This window comes from Thainema salinarum CENA647 (genome assembly GCF_057732415.1).
This window is the reverse complement of the sequence record NZ_JBYJZJ010000022.1, coordinates 3088759-3102492: the sequence shown is the minus strand read 5'-3', so window position 1 is coordinate 3102492 and position 13734 is coordinate 3088759. Positions and strand designations below refer to the sequence as shown.

Genomic DNA, 13734 nt, shown 5'->3' with positions numbered 1-13734 from the left:
CCAGTTTAAGGGCCAGGTTTAAGCTGGAACCCAGAACACCATAAATTTGTTTTAGAGTTACTATGGCATAGCCTGCTCTGGCGACACCTGATTGATTTTCAAAAGCGCACGCAATATGTAGAGCGACAAAAGTGCGGCAAAAAAACACCAAACTGAAACAAAGGCATAGTTGAATATCAGATAGCTCACCAGAGCAGACGCTGCGATCAACATTCCCCAAGTTTTGATAGTTACGCTGGATGAAACAAATAGCGGAATCAAAATTATCAGCGCGTAGAGGAGACGAGTCAATACACTGGGTATCGCCTCCCCAATAAATCGGGCTTGATACTCAATGGAACCCTGCCGGACAGCGACCGATAACCAATCAGGGTGAATCACCAGGGGCAGGTACAGCAACGCTCCCGTCAATGCCCCTGCCCGCAGAAAACCACGACATACTTGCTGAATCTTCTGATTGGGTTCTAGCCGTAGTGCGATGTAGGGTGGCCAAATAAGCCAAAACCAATGGGAAAAAAAGAGAAAAGCCAAAGCGCCAAAATGTATGGCAACTAAATTGTTGGCGCGAATGCCTGACCATATAATGCCTTCAAACCCCTGCTGAAGTCCGAAGGCTAGGGGGACACTGGCAAAGGGCAGATAGGCCGGGTTGGGGATTGCTACTTTAATGCAGTAGATTCCGACCGGAATCAAAACGGTACTGGCGGCAAAACTAACCGAGGCAGAAAAACACATGCAGTGAATCCTTGTCCTACTGAACCTAAGCTTGTTCAAATTGCTGGCCTACATAGGTCAGCGAATCTGTTAAGTGTTTATGAAAATAGTTCCACCCAATATCAGGCCCAAACATGCCGTGGCCACCGGGAAAAATATGAAAGACATTGCTAACTCCCAAATGGTCTAGGGTCTGGTGAAATGCCTGACTCGACGTTCGCATATCGGTGTCTAAGGCGTTGTCACCCGCATCCATATAGATGTTCAGATAGTGCAGAGAGCTAGTTGGCATCTGTTTGATAAAGCTTTCAGGACTATTGTGGGCACCACTGCTATCGGTAAAGTAGCCACCGTGGCTAAACAGCGTACCAAAGGTATCCAAATGCTTCAGGCCGATATTGACGGCTCCCCAGCCCCCGGAGGACACGCCACCCATGGCCCAAAACCGTGGCCCCGGTAGCGTGCGGTAATGGGTTTTAACCTGCTGCACCAGCTCTGAACCAATCAAGGTATCCAGGTTACCGTTTGGCCCGTTGTAATACTGAGGATCCCAGAGATAGCTGGAACCCCGATTGTCGTTGCCATCGGGCATCACTACAATTGCAGGCGGTAATTTGTGGGTGGTATAAAGCTGCTGGAGTACCTGGGCAATGCCGTACTGGTCAGCGTAGGCTCGTAAGTTGTCGTGGCCCCCATGCAGCAGAAATATGACGGGGTAGCGCTGGTCAGGATGCTCAGCATAGCCAGGGGGTAAGATGATGCCATACTGGCGATCGCTGTCCATCGCCTGACTATGAAAGCTTTCCACCTGCATCGGCAAAGCATCTAGTGCTTGGCTTTCAGCGACTGGAATGGAACTCGCGCCAACTGAGATGCGATCATACACGGTAAGCCCACCGACGAAGAGCAAGGCGGTTCCGACTAAACCAATGCCAAGAGATTTGAATTTCATTGGTATTGCTCCCGAAACATATGAATGGAGCACTGGCAGTTCCCTTCCGGAGACGGTGCTCTTGTCTATCCCATTGCTCCTGAACTGTATAGGAGACCGATGTCAAATTCACTACGGTTGAGTGTCAAGGAAGCGTCAGGTGTTGGCAGATGGTAGTTGCTGGAGCAGGTCTTCAAGGTGCTGAAGCCGTTGCTGCTGGATTTTAAGCATTTCCATCACCGTAATCATCTCTTCTTCCCGCAGCAGGTTCATCTTGTCATGGAGTAGCTCAATCTCTAGTTCTGCCTTGAGATTCACTTCGTAGTCGTGCTGGGCATCTTGTCGATCAATCGCTGCCTGACGGTTTTGGCTCATCATGATGATGGGAGCCGCATAGGCCGCCTGAAAGGAGAGCATTAAGTTCAGCAAAATGAACGGATAGGGATCCCAGTGCTGAATAACTCCAATCACATTCAGCGTTACCCAGCTCGCCAAAAGCACACTTTGGACAATGATAAACGGCCATGAGCCCATGACTGCTGCGACCTGATCAGCGATGCGATCGCCAACTGTCAGAGGCTGGCGAATCGGCTGTTGGGCTGGACTTCGCTGCCGCAAATCTTGCAGTAACTGGTATTCTTCTCGGCTGATGTTGGCCCTTATCGGTCGCTTTAAGCTGTGGGAGGTCATAGTCTCATCCTTGAATGAAATGATTAGCAGATTGCTCCTCTGCTATGGCCGCATGATGATTTTGGGTTCTACGTTGCCAATCCACGATGTCTCGAATCGAAGCGGCAATGGGTACGGCAACGATTAACCCTAATAATCCGGCAACTTTTGCTCCAACTAACAGCGAGATCAGAATCCATACGGGACTGAGGCCAGTAAAGCCGCCAATCAGCTGAGGTGCAATACCGTTTTCAATGAGCTGATCGACTAAGATTGCGATCGCAAGCACTCGTATGCCTAGCCAAATACTGTTTAATGCCGCTAAAAAGCTCACGAGGGCAATGCCCAACGCTGCACCAAACGGAAAGAGTGCCAAAATGCCAACTCCCAAGCCAAACACTAAACCAAACGGCACTCGAATCAGGAGAAAGGCAATGGTCAGCGCGGTGCCAATCAGCAGGGCTACACTAGCTTGACCAATAAAATAGTTATGAAAGTTTTGATGCAGGCTGTCCCGTAAGCGAGTACTAATCGGTACAGGCAGATAATGGAAAATTCCATCCCAGGTTTGGTGCCCATACAGCAATAGATAAAACGTCAATACCAACGTCAACATGATGTTGAGTACACTGCTGATGGCACCAGCTAATGTACTAACCAGGGTGCCGCTAGCCGATTGCAGTTGGCTAGCGACCTGATCTTCTAGCTGTGTAATCCAATGACCAAAATCAATAGGAAGACGCCGTACTGCTGCCCATGATTGAAATGCATCAAGTTGCTGAGTTCCTGAGGCCATCCAAGTGGGAATTCGCTCAACTATTTCATTGATTTGTTCAATCACCAGCGGAACGAGCGTAATGCCCACTATCAGCAGCACGAGGCTGAAAAAGAAGAGCACTGAGAAGACGGCTTGAGGACGGCGAACGTTGAATCGCTGGAGCCAATTAACCGGATATTCAAGCACAAACGCCAGCAAGGTTGCCACTACTATGATTGTGATGATGGAGCGAAAGTAGTTAAACAGCAGTAACAACACCCAGCCATTGAGCACGAGCAGGGGCAGAACTAATCCCCACCAGCCGTTACGTAGTAAACGGGATTTCCACTTCATGATCAGTGCCCGAAGACCTAGCCTATGAGGTCATTAATAGTTGAGCTAATAATACTTTTTTGGGGACTTGAGATCGCAATCATCTCAGCTCCAAATGCTGACGATAACAGTAATTTACCTCTCATACAGTTCCGCTAATCTAGCCTTTTCTGGAAGCGGCGCTTGGGCTGAAGCCACATGACAATACCAGTAGCTACTAAGACCAAAAGACCTAAGGAATTGAGAAAGGGGTAAATGCTCTCAAGATTCAACAATCCAAAGTCGCCCTTGTGTAAATCCAACAGCCATTCAAAGTTATCCTCGTCGCCAAACATATCCAAAAGTTGGTACAGCGAACCTGTTATGACCGTCAGCACAATTGGCAGCAGCATAATTGGAGCCAAGAAACGATGAGTTTGGCGAATAGTCTTAGGGGTAATCATAATAGTTTCAGCATGAAAGAACATCATTCACTGTTCCAGAGATCGATGTCGATCCGATGTCACGATGATGGCAAAGCTACGTAATTTTATTGCCGCTACATCTATAGTGCCTACGCACCTAAAATCAGGAAAATTGTCTTTGAAAATCTGTGCTTCGCACGAACTCCCAAAGGCGATTCGTTCTAACCTGATTAGGTAAGGCTATATTGGGTAATCTAATGGATTGCTCTATGAAAGTGGCGCGTAGGCATCTTAGGGAGAGCGGCAATCTCCTGTTTATCAGCATTGAGATCAACCCGATCCTCTCTTATGTCATGCACTGTAGAAATCGGCATCGTTATGACTTGACTACCCCAGAAATGGTTCTCCTTCAAAACCAAATGGGTGATGTGCCCGCTCTCCGGATCAGCTACAAATTCGTCAACCTGCCCAACTATGCCATTATTGGCCCACACATCCGCACCATAACAAACAGCGACCTCACCCGGCGGAATCTGTTCTTCCTCAATTGAGACATAGGGGGATTCCTCATCAGGAACAATGTAGGGCCAGAGCATATATGCTTCTGGATTTTCAAGCCAGAAACTCTCGGACGATATCGGTCTGTAAGAGTTTACCTGATCGGGATCAAACAGTACGTTCTGTATGTAACGGACTTTGATAAAGTCATCCATTTGAAAGACAGCAACTCGGCTGCAGCGTAAGTGGATGGTATCAGGCGATGTCTCTAAAACTTGCTCAAAGGGTACAATCCGGCTGGTTTCTCCTAGCCAACCACTGTCGTGAACTACCACCTGGGTAATTGCTTTAGAAGCTAGATCAATTAAAACGTGGCTAGATTTACCGCAGCGACCATCAGTACATTGCACGCGGGCTCCAATCGGAATATCCATAATGCTACTTTCTCCTTAAATATCAATCAAAATATTCCTAGTTATAGGGAAAGCATGTGTCAGTACTGTTGCTATCTGATGCCAAGTTATCTTTTGAACCAAGTTTAATTTGCGAGCTGTCATTTTCAAACTCAAATTGAAACGACATCAACTTGACATCAACTTGAAATAAAACGTTTTTATGATTAAACCAATTCACCAGGCATAAACCTAAATTCTGAAGGAGAATCATATGAAGAACATTCAGAAGAGTTTGATTGGCATCAGCTTAATTGCTTTTCTGGCAGGCTGTAGCTCTGAAATAAATCCCCAAAAACCTCAAGCTGAGACACCATTAGCATCCTCATCTGATGTCTCACACAATGAAAACGAGACCCAATCAGCAGAGAACGCTGATCGTGAACTGCTTTCCAACGTTGAAGTCAAATTATTAGATGGTAAGGTTGAACTATCTGAATCAAAGGTTAATGCAGGAGAGCTAGAGTTTACTATCTATAATGAAACTACTGAACCGCTACACATGACTATCGTCAAAACGGAGTTGGAACCGGCAAAGCTGGTGGTTAAAGATGGCAAAATTGACCGAACACAGAAAGGGGTTGAAGTAGTTTCAGACTTACAAAACGAGCCAATTTAACCTGGCCATCGAGAGTCGATCATGGAAACATTGGAGCCAGGAGTTTACAAGGTAGTAGTAACCTCCCAAAATCGAATAGAACCTGTTGCTTCTTCTGTTCTAACGCTGCAATCAGAATAGCGCTATCGATGCCAGATATTGAAAAGAGAATAGCTTACGAAAATTTTGCTTCGTAAGCTATCTTTTTGCCATGAGAAGCGTTTTACTGTTGCTGCCCCAAAAGACTGCTGCCAAAGCAGAACAGTTTTTCACTGTAATGGCCATTAGTTTTGAGTTTTGATCTGGTCGGCTCAGCATCTTACTCAGCTGGTGAATTGACACAGCTTTAACACTCGATCAACACAATTCTGACCTACAGTCGTTGCTGTGATTGCGATTAATGGAGCTTAAACAGTATGAACCGACTTTTAATTGGCATTGGTGGGTTTCTGGGATCAACCGTGGGAAGCTATTTCCCTATCCTGTGGGGCGGTAGCTTATTTTCGCCGACCTCTATTTTCTTCGGCATGGTGGGTGGCATCGCTGGCATTATCCTTGGCTATCGCATATCTAGGTACTGGGGCTTTATTTGAACCTGCTGATGCTCTGATGCGGAGGTTTACTGTTCCTGCGGCAATTCCTGATTGGCCGATCGCATTGATGATTGAGGATGCGCTCGATTGAGAGCCAAAACGCCGAGACGCATGACGAGTAACACGCTGGTGAGGGTAATAAACAGCAGGACTTTCCAGCGAGGGCCGCGGCTGAGCTGTTTTACCATTGTTGCCACCGCTGTTGTCGATTCGAAATTAATCCCGTGCTCATAGGCTCGGTGTTATCAATTTGGATGGAATGAAATGGCAATTTTGCGATCGCATCCACTCTAAATTTTGGATATGGCAAAGTTGCGCCAGTTATGTGTCAAAAGGTCTTGGGTGGAATGATGCAACCGACAATCTTAATTGTGGAAGACGAAGCCGAAATTGCTCGCTTTATTCAGCAGCTTTTAGAGAAAGAAGGCTTTACCTGTCTACAGAGCCGAGATGGCCTAGATGCTGTCCGGCAGTTTCAAACCCACCAGCCGAGTTTGATTATCCTAGACTGGATGCTGCCCGGCATTGATGGGTTAGAAGTCTGTACCCGCATTCGTAAGTTCGCTGGCACTCATGATCCCTATATTTTGATGCTGACCGCCAAGGGAGAGGAGTTAGACCGCGTGATTGGTCTCTCGACCGGAGCTGATGATTATTTGGTCAAACCCTTTAGCCCGATTGAACTGGTGGCAAGAGTTCGAGCCTTGCTCCGGCGAAGTTTGCGCCAGGATGATCAGAGCCACATTTATCGCACACCTCACTTTTCCATTGACCTCGATCGCCACATCGCCACCCGTCAGCTTGATGGTGATGCTGAAGAGTTGGAATTAACGACAATCGAGTTTGATTTACTCGCGACGTTCTTGAGCCATCCGGGACGCGCGTGGAGCCGCTCCCATCTGGTCGAAAAGCTGTGGGGGGATGACTTCTTTGGCGAAGAGCGGGTGGTTGATACCCATGTTGCTCGACTGCGAAAGAAAATTGAAGTCGATTCGAGCCATCCACAGTTTATTAAAACCGTAGTGGGGATGGGCTATAAATTTGAGGACGACGCGTCATGCGAGTAGGGCTGCAAGGACGACTCTTTTTCTCTCATTTGGTAGTCATGTTAGTCGGCCTCGTAAGCTTCATTTTGATTAGTCGGGCAGCTTCACTACATCTGTTCTCTCGCCATTTAGATCAGATGGCCAGTATTGGCTATGCTGTCCATGAAATCCGGGAGGAGTTACTGCTCGGATTCGGCACCGCTTGGAGTGGCAGCACGGCTTGGGCACTGGTGATGGGCGGCCTGACAGCAGTCGCACTCAGCTATTGGACAGCCAGACGGATTACTCGACCCCTAACCGAAATGGAACGGATTGCACATCAGTTTGCAGCAGGCAACTGGTCAGAGCAATTACCCCGCAGCGAGATTCCCGAGTTAGCACAGCTTAGCAGTAGTTTCAACAGTATGGCGTTGAGCCTACAAGATGTGGAAGAACGGCGGCGAGAGTTAATTAGCGATCTGACCCATGAACTAAGAACTCCACTGACAATTGTGCGGGGCTATTTGGAGCAATCTCTATCCGATACCAAGGCCCTAAGCCCTGATACCACAGAGCTTTTAGTGCGCGAAACCAGACGTTTGGAACGGTTGGTCAATGATTTGCAGGAACTTTCTAGAGCTGAAGCGGGGCAATTACCCTTGTACTTGCAGGCGATCGCACTTCCCCCATTATTTGACAAACTGCTGTTACGCTTTGAAAGCCAGATTGCTGAAGATGGGCCGGAACTGGGCTGGCAGTGTGATGAGGACATTTCGCGAGTGTTGGCTGATCGCGATCGCATCGAGCAGATCTTGGTCAATCTACTCGGCAACGCCATCAAGCATACGCATCAGGGATACATTCGGTTAACGGCATGGGAACGCGGTAACCAAATTTGGATTGCCGTCAAGGATACTGGTGTTGGCATTCCACCCAACGAACTCCCCCATGTATTTGAGCGATTCTGGCGATCCGGCCAAATTCAGAATCAGTCTGCTGTTGGAACCGGCATCGGCCTCGCGATCACCAAACGCTTAGTGGAATTGCAGGGTGGTCAGATCGAAGTTGACAGTGAAGTCGGTAAAGGTAGCACCTTTCGCTTTTCGCTCCCCAAAGCTTGAGCCGTTATGGTTCTGTAAAATCCAAGGTAATTGCTCAACCCAGTAGCCAATCGGACTGCTGAGAGGTAAGGGCACGAGAAATGGCATCAAAGGCAGAGATGCCCTGACGCTGTGCAGTATTGATGAGTGATCGCACCTGAGCGAACAACTCGGCTCCCCAGTCGGAGCGAAACCCGTTGGTCACCTTGCGAAAGACCACACTCCAGCGCAACGCCTGCTCACTAGCATTATTGGTCGGCGGAATGGTTTCATCGCTCAAAAACAGCAACAGATGAGAGCGAATCTTTCGATAGCGTTTGAGCAACCGCTGCCCCTCAAGCGATTGAGGTTGCAGATTCAAAATCTCCCGCAGTGAACCGCGAAATCGAGCGCCATACTGCTCGACGGTTGAAACCGCCAGGGTGTGTCGTCGCCGTTGCAGAGCAATGACTTTGAGGAACAGCTGTTTCATCCGAGGAGCAAATAAGTCATCACCGGCATCGATGGCATACTGACAATCGCGCAGTTGATGGGCCAGACACACTTGCCACTCGTGGGCCGGATGAGCCTTTTGAGTACTGAACAAATCAGAGACCCACACCTGAGGGCGATGGCCGTCCATCACCTCGTCAATGACAGCTTTTCCTCGGCTCGGACGAATCACATGCAAACAGACCTGCTCGTTTTGAAACACCCACTCCCACTGGTTTACCCCATTCACCCGTGCCCCCGTCTCATCACTACCGACTAGACGAGCACGACGTAAGCGCTCCACAATCTGGGCCACCGGGGATTGAAGTTGAGCCTGCACTCGTTTCAGTAGATTGGCAATGGCTCCTTCCGATAGGCTCAGACCCCAGAGGTCGCTCATCAACTGGCTCAACCGCTCATAGCTGATGGCATGGCGGTAGCGCAGATAGGTGACTAGACTTGCGACACTCGTGCCAAAGGGAGAACCGGGTTCCAACCCGACTGGAACGGGAGCCTCATAGGTCTGCTGGCAACAGGGACAGACCCCGCCATAGCGTTCAACCCGCGTGATGTCAGGGGTGAGCTGAGGCAACTCAATTCGCTCATAAATCCCGCTCAAGCACTGCGCCGAACGGTCAACGTCGGCTCCACAGTGGGGACAGCTCTTGGCTTGGGCAACCACAACTTGATCGGGGTGTTGACTTAATTCTCTCCCACCGTCACGGTGGCTTCCCGTTTCGTCCGATGGACTAGCCGTTGGCTCACAGCGGCTCTGATTGGGTTTGAAGCCCTTGGAGGGAGGCAAACTCGAATTGCGCGACGTTTTCTTCATCCGCTTTCGCTTCAGTTGTTCGACTTCTGCCCGCAATCGTTGCAGTTCCTGCCACAGCCCTTCTATCAGGGCATCCTTTTCGGCAGGCCTCAGTCCATCAAGTGGCGGCAGTTCTGTCATGGCAAAAGCTTATCATCTTCTGCTAAAGCCGTGCTTCGGTCAACCCAGTTGAGCAATTACAATCCAAGATTCAAAATCGGATACATTCCAGACTGACACAACCTAGTCACAGCTTAGCCATCTCCGCTCCCTAAAGTGAGAATAACCAGATTCTCTGAGGCTTAATTACTATGTTGTCAATTCCGGTTGGAGCGCTGCTGATTTTCCTCTTGCTATTGTCGGGCATGGGTATCTTAACTTGGTTGTTTCCTGACAATCCTCCCGATGCTCATCACAAAGAAGATGTAAAGTGACGTGGATCGATGATAAAGACGTTAGACACGTTAACTTGATGCCCCTGCTGTGCAGTTTCGTCTAAATTTTAGGATGGCTTGATTGATAGCTTCAGGATATTCAGCCATGATGAGATGACCTGCATGTTCTAAATGTAAATGTTGCCCTTGGGGGAAATGTTTGACCAAGGTTTGCCCCATATCGAAGGTAAACATCGGGTCTTGACCGCCGCTAATGATAAGAGCCGGATAGTCGAGGTGCCAGGTACCCGAGCGACGCGTAAAAAAGTTATAGCCCCAAAAAATTCGCAGCGCATCATAAGGGGCGGCATGAGCCGGAATAGGGCTTTCAGTCGTGAACTGCTGCATCGTGGGGTGAGTGTGATTGCTCGACATGCTTGCAACTAATCGCTGTACCCAATTCACTCGAAACAGATGGCGACCGCCCCAAGCGAGGCTTTGCATCAGCGGAATTTCCCACCACGGATCAAGGTCGTGGGTGCCGCCTGCAACCAAAACTAATCCGGTAACCGAATGTCGCTGACACCATTCCAATGCAATCGGCACGCCATAGCTGTGGGCAAACAGAATGGGACGCTCAATATGAAAATGGCGTAGGAGACGGGTCAGGTCACGGCAGTGGCGGCCAATCGAATAGCGGGAATAGGAGCTGGACTGACCATGTCCGGCCAAGTCGTAGGTGATCGCTGCCCAGCCTTGATCAACAGCGAACTCGTACTGCGATCGCAGATTAAACCGATTGCCTAACCCACCGTGGAGAAATGCGATCGCGGGAGTTGTTCCAGGCTGATGGCAAACCTGAAGTTGAACGCCTGGTCGTAGCTGTAGCCGCTCACCCGTTAGTTGATCCAAGGTAGGCTCCATCTAACCAATCAAAAAGTTGCTCTAACTGTTGAATAGTAATAAACCCATACTGCCAGAGCACCATCGGAAAATAGCTGGCTGATTCATCGTGCCGCAGCGTAGTGTCGATTTCTGCACCAGACACACCGAATTCGGATTGGACAAAGGCAATAAGCTGTTCAAGGTAACGTTTATTCATGACCTGACTACCCTTATTAGATAATCCCATCGAGGGGACTTGTGGCCGTCAAGCATAATCATTGCCTATGACATTTCTATGTCGCTGATATTGCGATCGCACATCTTCAGATTTCCTCAAGAAAGCCCTCAAGATCATCAATTTTTGTCAATCAATTGCAACAGAAATGACACAATCGAAAGCTAGTCTAACGGGTAGTCATTGGTACACATCAATGGATATAGTCTTGACTCCCAACCTCTATCAGTTTGTCGTTCGTCAAGAAGACTGGCACGCCTTCTTTGAGCAGTTTACGGTTGATTATCGAGGCCGCTGCATCACGCTCAAAATTCTGGATAATCAGGTTGGCGATTTTGAAGTTCTCAGTCACAGGCCGCTATTCTCGATTCAGTATGAACCGCCTAATCATGGCAACGACTTGGTTGTAACCGTGAGTCGGGCGCTGATGACTCCGACCGCAACCTATGCCCATGTCATTGTGTATCCGCAAAAATTGGAAATCCTGACGGATCAGGATGGCCATATTCAAACCTGCACGGTGACAGATGATGATCAGGCCAAAACCATCATTTGCGTAAATCCTAGCGGTCTGACCAGCTAAACAGCGATTAACTTGTCCTTCTACGCTTGAAGAAAAGGCTTAAGGTAGTTTGAGGCGTTTTGCGGGAGAATTGAAAGCGATTGCAACCAGGAGATTTATCTCCCGAATTATCTCTTCAATTCGCTTTCTCTGCATCCCCTATGGTTGGCCCGCTGATTTCACCGAAAAAGTATCGCCGCTATCTGGCTGACTGGCTGCTCAACGAAAATCGTACTGAAGCCGACGCGCACCGCTTCCAACATCCCTGGTGGCAGGTTATGTGTCTGACGGGAGTAGACTACTTTTCAACGCTTGGCTATCAGCCTGGAATTGCGGCTGTGGCCGCAGGCGCACTCTCTCCATTGGCCACGCTAATTTTAGTTCTTGTGACGGTCTTTGGAGCGTTACCCATCTATCGTCGTATTGCCGCTTTGAGTCCTCACGGAGAAGGCTCAATTGCTCTTCTGGAAAGGCTCTTACCTTGGTGGCAGGGTAAGCTTTTTGTATTAGTTTTGCTGGGCTTTGCCGCCACAGATTTCATCATCACCATTACCCTATCAGCCGCAGATGCCACGGCTCATTTGGTTGAGAATCCGCTCTTCTCAAGCGTTTTGCGCGGTCAGAGCGTTCCCCTCACGCTGATTTTGATTGCATTACTCGGAGCCGTTTTCCTCAAGGGTTTTCAAGAAGCCATTGGTTTAGCCGTGGCACTGGTCGCCACATACCTCACGTTAAATCTGGTTGTAATGGGGGTGGGTAGCTACCAACTTCTTCAGCAGCCTGAATTGATTGGCAATTGGCAAACAGCACTGGTCTCATCCCATAGTAGTCCCTGGCTCATGATTGGGATTTCAGTGCTGCTGTTTCCAAAACTTGCTCTAGGACTGTCTGGTTTCGAAACCGGAGTAGCGGTCATGCCGTTGGTGAAAGGCGATCACAGCGATACTGAGACTGAGCAGCAGCCGATCGGTCGAATTCACCCTACTCATCGACTGTTAACAACGGCGGCAGTCATCATGAGCTTTTTTCTGCTCGCTAGTAGTGTGATTACGACCATACTGATTCCGGCGGCGGCTTTTCAAACAGGTGGACAGGCGAACGGTCGAGCGCTCGCTTATCTGGCTCATCAGTATCTGGGCAGTGGCTTTGGTACGGTGTATGACCTGAGCACCATCGCCATCCTCTGGTTTGCTGGGGCCTCAGCGATGGCTGGGTTATTAAACCTGGTACCCCGCTATTTGCCGCGCTACGGTATGGCACCCGAATGGGCGGGAGCGGTGCGACCCCTGGTGCTGGTTTATACTGCGATCGCATTTACGGTCACGCTCATTTTCAATGCCAACGTAGAAGCTCAAGGCGGTGCCTATGCCACTGGGGTGCTGGTACTCATGAGTTCGGCAGCGGTGGCGGTTACGCTATCGGCCTACCAACAGAGTGCTAAACGAAGTGCGATTGCTTTTAGCCTGATTGCCCTGGTCTTCTTCTACACCACCATTGCCAATATTGTTGAACGACCGGATGGCATTCGGATTGCCGTCTTCTTTATCACAGCCATTGTTGTCACGTCCTTGATTTCGCGGGTGTTCCGCTCCACAGAACTGCGGGTCATTGGCGTAGAACTTGATGAAACCGCTCGTCAGTTGATCGACTCCTTTGCAGACCAGCCCATTCGACTCATTGCTCACCGACCCGCTGCTGGCACGCCAATGGAGTATCGGCGGAAAGAACAACAAGTCCGTGAAGATAACCGCTTACCGACCGCTCAGCCCGTTTTGTTTTTGGAGGTTCAGGTGTTTGATGCCTCGGTCTTCCTTGATCTGATTCAGGTAAAGGGTGTTGAGGTAGACGGATATCGAATTTTGCGTGTGCAAAGTTCGGCAGTGCCGAATGCGATCGCCGCCCTTCTCCTCTATTTACGTGATCAAACTGGGTGGCTACCCCATGCCTACTTCGGTTGGACAGAAGGCAATCCAGTCCAGTATCTGCTGCGCTTCATTCTTTTCGGAGAAGGAGACGTGCCGCTGGTAACCCGCGAAGTGCTGCGCAAAGCTGAACCTGATCCGCTTCAGCGGCCGAGAATTCATGTTAGTGGCTAGCTTAGTTTTTCTGAGTCAAAACCCCGATTACTTCATCAGGCTGGCACCAACTCATCACAACATTGCGATTGGAATGACACATCTTCTGTTTAGATTGGCTGCACCCCAACACAGATGACAACTCTCCTCCGAGTTCAGGAAATATCGCTACGTAACCCTATCTGTCATCGCATTTGAGGCCATTAGATCATTTCATTCATCTACCGGAAATTACAAATTACGTCTC

Annotated in this window: 17 protein-coding genes; 7 read left to right on the top strand and 10 right to left on the bottom strand. The window is 49.1% G+C overall.

The window, feature by feature from the left end:
• Nucleotides 1-60: 60 nt before the first annotated feature.
• The 6 genes from AC286M_RS20480 to AC286M_RS20455 all read right to left on the bottom strand — a co-directional run bounded on the left by AC286M_RS20480 (nucleotide 61) and on the right by AC286M_RS20455 (nucleotide 4740).
• Nucleotides 61-735: a DUF6629 family protein gene (locus AC286M_RS20480; RefSeq protein WP_488206158.1), complete on the bottom strand. Its 675-nt coding sequence runs from the start codon at nucleotides 733-735 to the stop codon at nucleotides 61-63.
• A gap of 25 nt (nucleotides 736-760) precedes the next feature.
• Nucleotides 761-1666 carry an alpha/beta hydrolase gene (locus AC286M_RS20475; protein WP_488206157.1) on the bottom strand — a complete coding sequence of 302 codons (906 nt, stop codon included), beginning with the start codon at nucleotides 1664-1666 and terminating at the stop codon, nucleotides 761-763.
• 135 nt (nucleotides 1667-1801) lie between these two features.
• The gene (locus AC286M_RS20470; protein WP_488206156.1) at nucleotides 1802-2335 is read right to left on the bottom strand and encodes a DUF1003 domain-containing protein; all 534 of its coding nucleotides are present in this window, start codon (nucleotides 2333-2335) and stop codon (nucleotides 1802-1804) included.
• Nucleotides 2336-2339: 4 nt separating this feature from the next.
• Complete coding sequence (locus AC286M_RS20465) at nucleotides 2340-3425, bottom strand: AI-2E family transporter (protein ID WP_488206155.1); 1086 nt, start codon at nucleotides 3423-3425, stop codon at nucleotides 2340-2342.
• Nucleotides 3426-3559: 134 nt separating this feature from the next.
• Complete coding sequence (locus tag AC286M_RS20460) at nucleotides 3560-3847, bottom strand: PepSY domain-containing protein (protein WP_488206154.1); 288 nt, start codon at nucleotides 3845-3847, stop codon at nucleotides 3560-3562.
• Nucleotides 3848-4062: 215 nt separating this feature from the next.
• Complete coding sequence (locus AC286M_RS20455; protein ID WP_488206153.1) at nucleotides 4063-4740, bottom strand: hypothetical protein; 678 nt, start codon at nucleotides 4738-4740, stop codon at nucleotides 4063-4065.
• A gap of 232 nt (nucleotides 4741-4972) precedes the next feature.
• Here AC286M_RS20455 and AC286M_RS20450 point away from each other — a divergent pair, with 232 nt between their 5' ends.
• Nucleotides 4973-5377 (top strand): hypothetical protein, encoded by a 405-nt coding sequence (locus tag AC286M_RS20450; RefSeq protein WP_488206152.1) that lies wholly within the window; start codon nucleotides 4973-4975, stop codon nucleotides 5375-5377.
• A 395-nt stretch (nucleotides 5378-5772) separates the two neighbouring features.
• Nucleotides 5773-5949: a hypothetical protein gene (locus tag AC286M_RS20445; protein WP_488206151.1), complete on the top strand. Its 177-nt coding sequence runs from the start codon at nucleotides 5773-5775 to the stop codon at nucleotides 5947-5949.
• A gap of 26 nt (nucleotides 5950-5975) precedes the next feature.
• On the opposite strand, the gene AC286M_RS20440 is transcribed toward AC286M_RS20445, so the two are convergent.
• Complete coding sequence (locus AC286M_RS20440; RefSeq protein WP_488206150.1) at nucleotides 5976-6146, bottom strand: hypothetical protein; 171 nt, start codon at nucleotides 6144-6146, stop codon at nucleotides 5976-5978.
• A gap of 150 nt (nucleotides 6147-6296) precedes the next feature.
• Between AC286M_RS20440 and AC286M_RS20435 the strand changes: the two genes are divergently transcribed.
• Nucleotides 6297-7016, top strand: coding sequence for a response regulator (locus tag AC286M_RS20435; RefSeq protein ID WP_488206149.1), 720 nt, complete (start codon nucleotides 6297-6299; stop codon nucleotides 7014-7016).
• Entirely contained in the window at nucleotides 7007-8095 is a 1089-nt protein-coding gene (locus tag AC286M_RS20430) for a sensor histidine kinase (protein WP_488206148.1), read from the top strand. Before AC286M_RS20435 ends, AC286M_RS20430 begins: the two co-directional genes overlap by 10 nt.
• 34 nt (nucleotides 8096-8129) lie before the next feature.
• On the opposite strand, the gene tnpC is transcribed toward AC286M_RS20430, so the two are convergent.
• The gene (gene tnpC, locus AC286M_RS20425; RefSeq protein ID WP_488206147.1) at nucleotides 8130-9497 is read right to left on the bottom strand and encodes an IS66 family transposase; all 1368 of its coding nucleotides are present in this window, start codon (nucleotides 9495-9497) and stop codon (nucleotides 8130-8132) included.
• Between the two features lie 170 nt (nucleotides 9498-9667).
• Here tnpC and AC286M_RS20420 point away from each other — a divergent pair, with 170 nt between their 5' ends.
• Nucleotides 9668-9790: a hypothetical protein gene (locus tag AC286M_RS20420; RefSeq protein ID WP_488206146.1), complete on the top strand. Its 123-nt coding sequence runs from the start codon at nucleotides 9668-9670 to the stop codon at nucleotides 9788-9790.
• Between the two features lie 30 nt (nucleotides 9791-9820).
• On the opposite strand, the gene AC286M_RS20415 is transcribed toward AC286M_RS20420, so the two are convergent.
• Both AC286M_RS20415 and AC286M_RS20410 read right to left on the bottom strand, forming a co-directional pair.
• On the bottom strand, nucleotides 9821-10642 hold the full coding sequence (locus tag AC286M_RS20415; protein ID WP_488206145.1) for an alpha/beta fold hydrolase: 822 nt from the start codon (nucleotides 10640-10642) through the stop codon (nucleotides 9821-9823).
• On the bottom strand, nucleotides 10623-10832 hold the full coding sequence (locus AC286M_RS20410) for a DUF2949 domain-containing protein (RefSeq protein WP_488206144.1): 210 nt from the start codon (nucleotides 10830-10832) through the stop codon (nucleotides 10623-10625). Before AC286M_RS20410 ends, AC286M_RS20415 begins: the two co-directional genes overlap by 20 nt.
• Before the next feature lie 214 nt (nucleotides 10833-11046).
• Here AC286M_RS20410 and AC286M_RS20405 point away from each other — a divergent pair, with 214 nt between their 5' ends.
• Both AC286M_RS20405 and AC286M_RS20400 read left to right on the top strand, forming a co-directional pair.
• Complete coding sequence (locus tag AC286M_RS20405; protein WP_488206143.1) at nucleotides 11047-11433, top strand: DUF5335 family protein; 387 nt, start codon at nucleotides 11047-11049, stop codon at nucleotides 11431-11433.
• A gap of 140 nt (nucleotides 11434-11573) precedes the next feature.
• Nucleotides 11574-13508 (top strand): APC family permease, encoded by a 1935-nt coding sequence (locus tag AC286M_RS20400; RefSeq protein ID WP_488206142.1) that lies wholly within the window; start codon nucleotides 11574-11576, stop codon nucleotides 13506-13508.
• The last annotated feature ends 226 nt before the right edge of the window (nucleotides 13509-13734 follow it).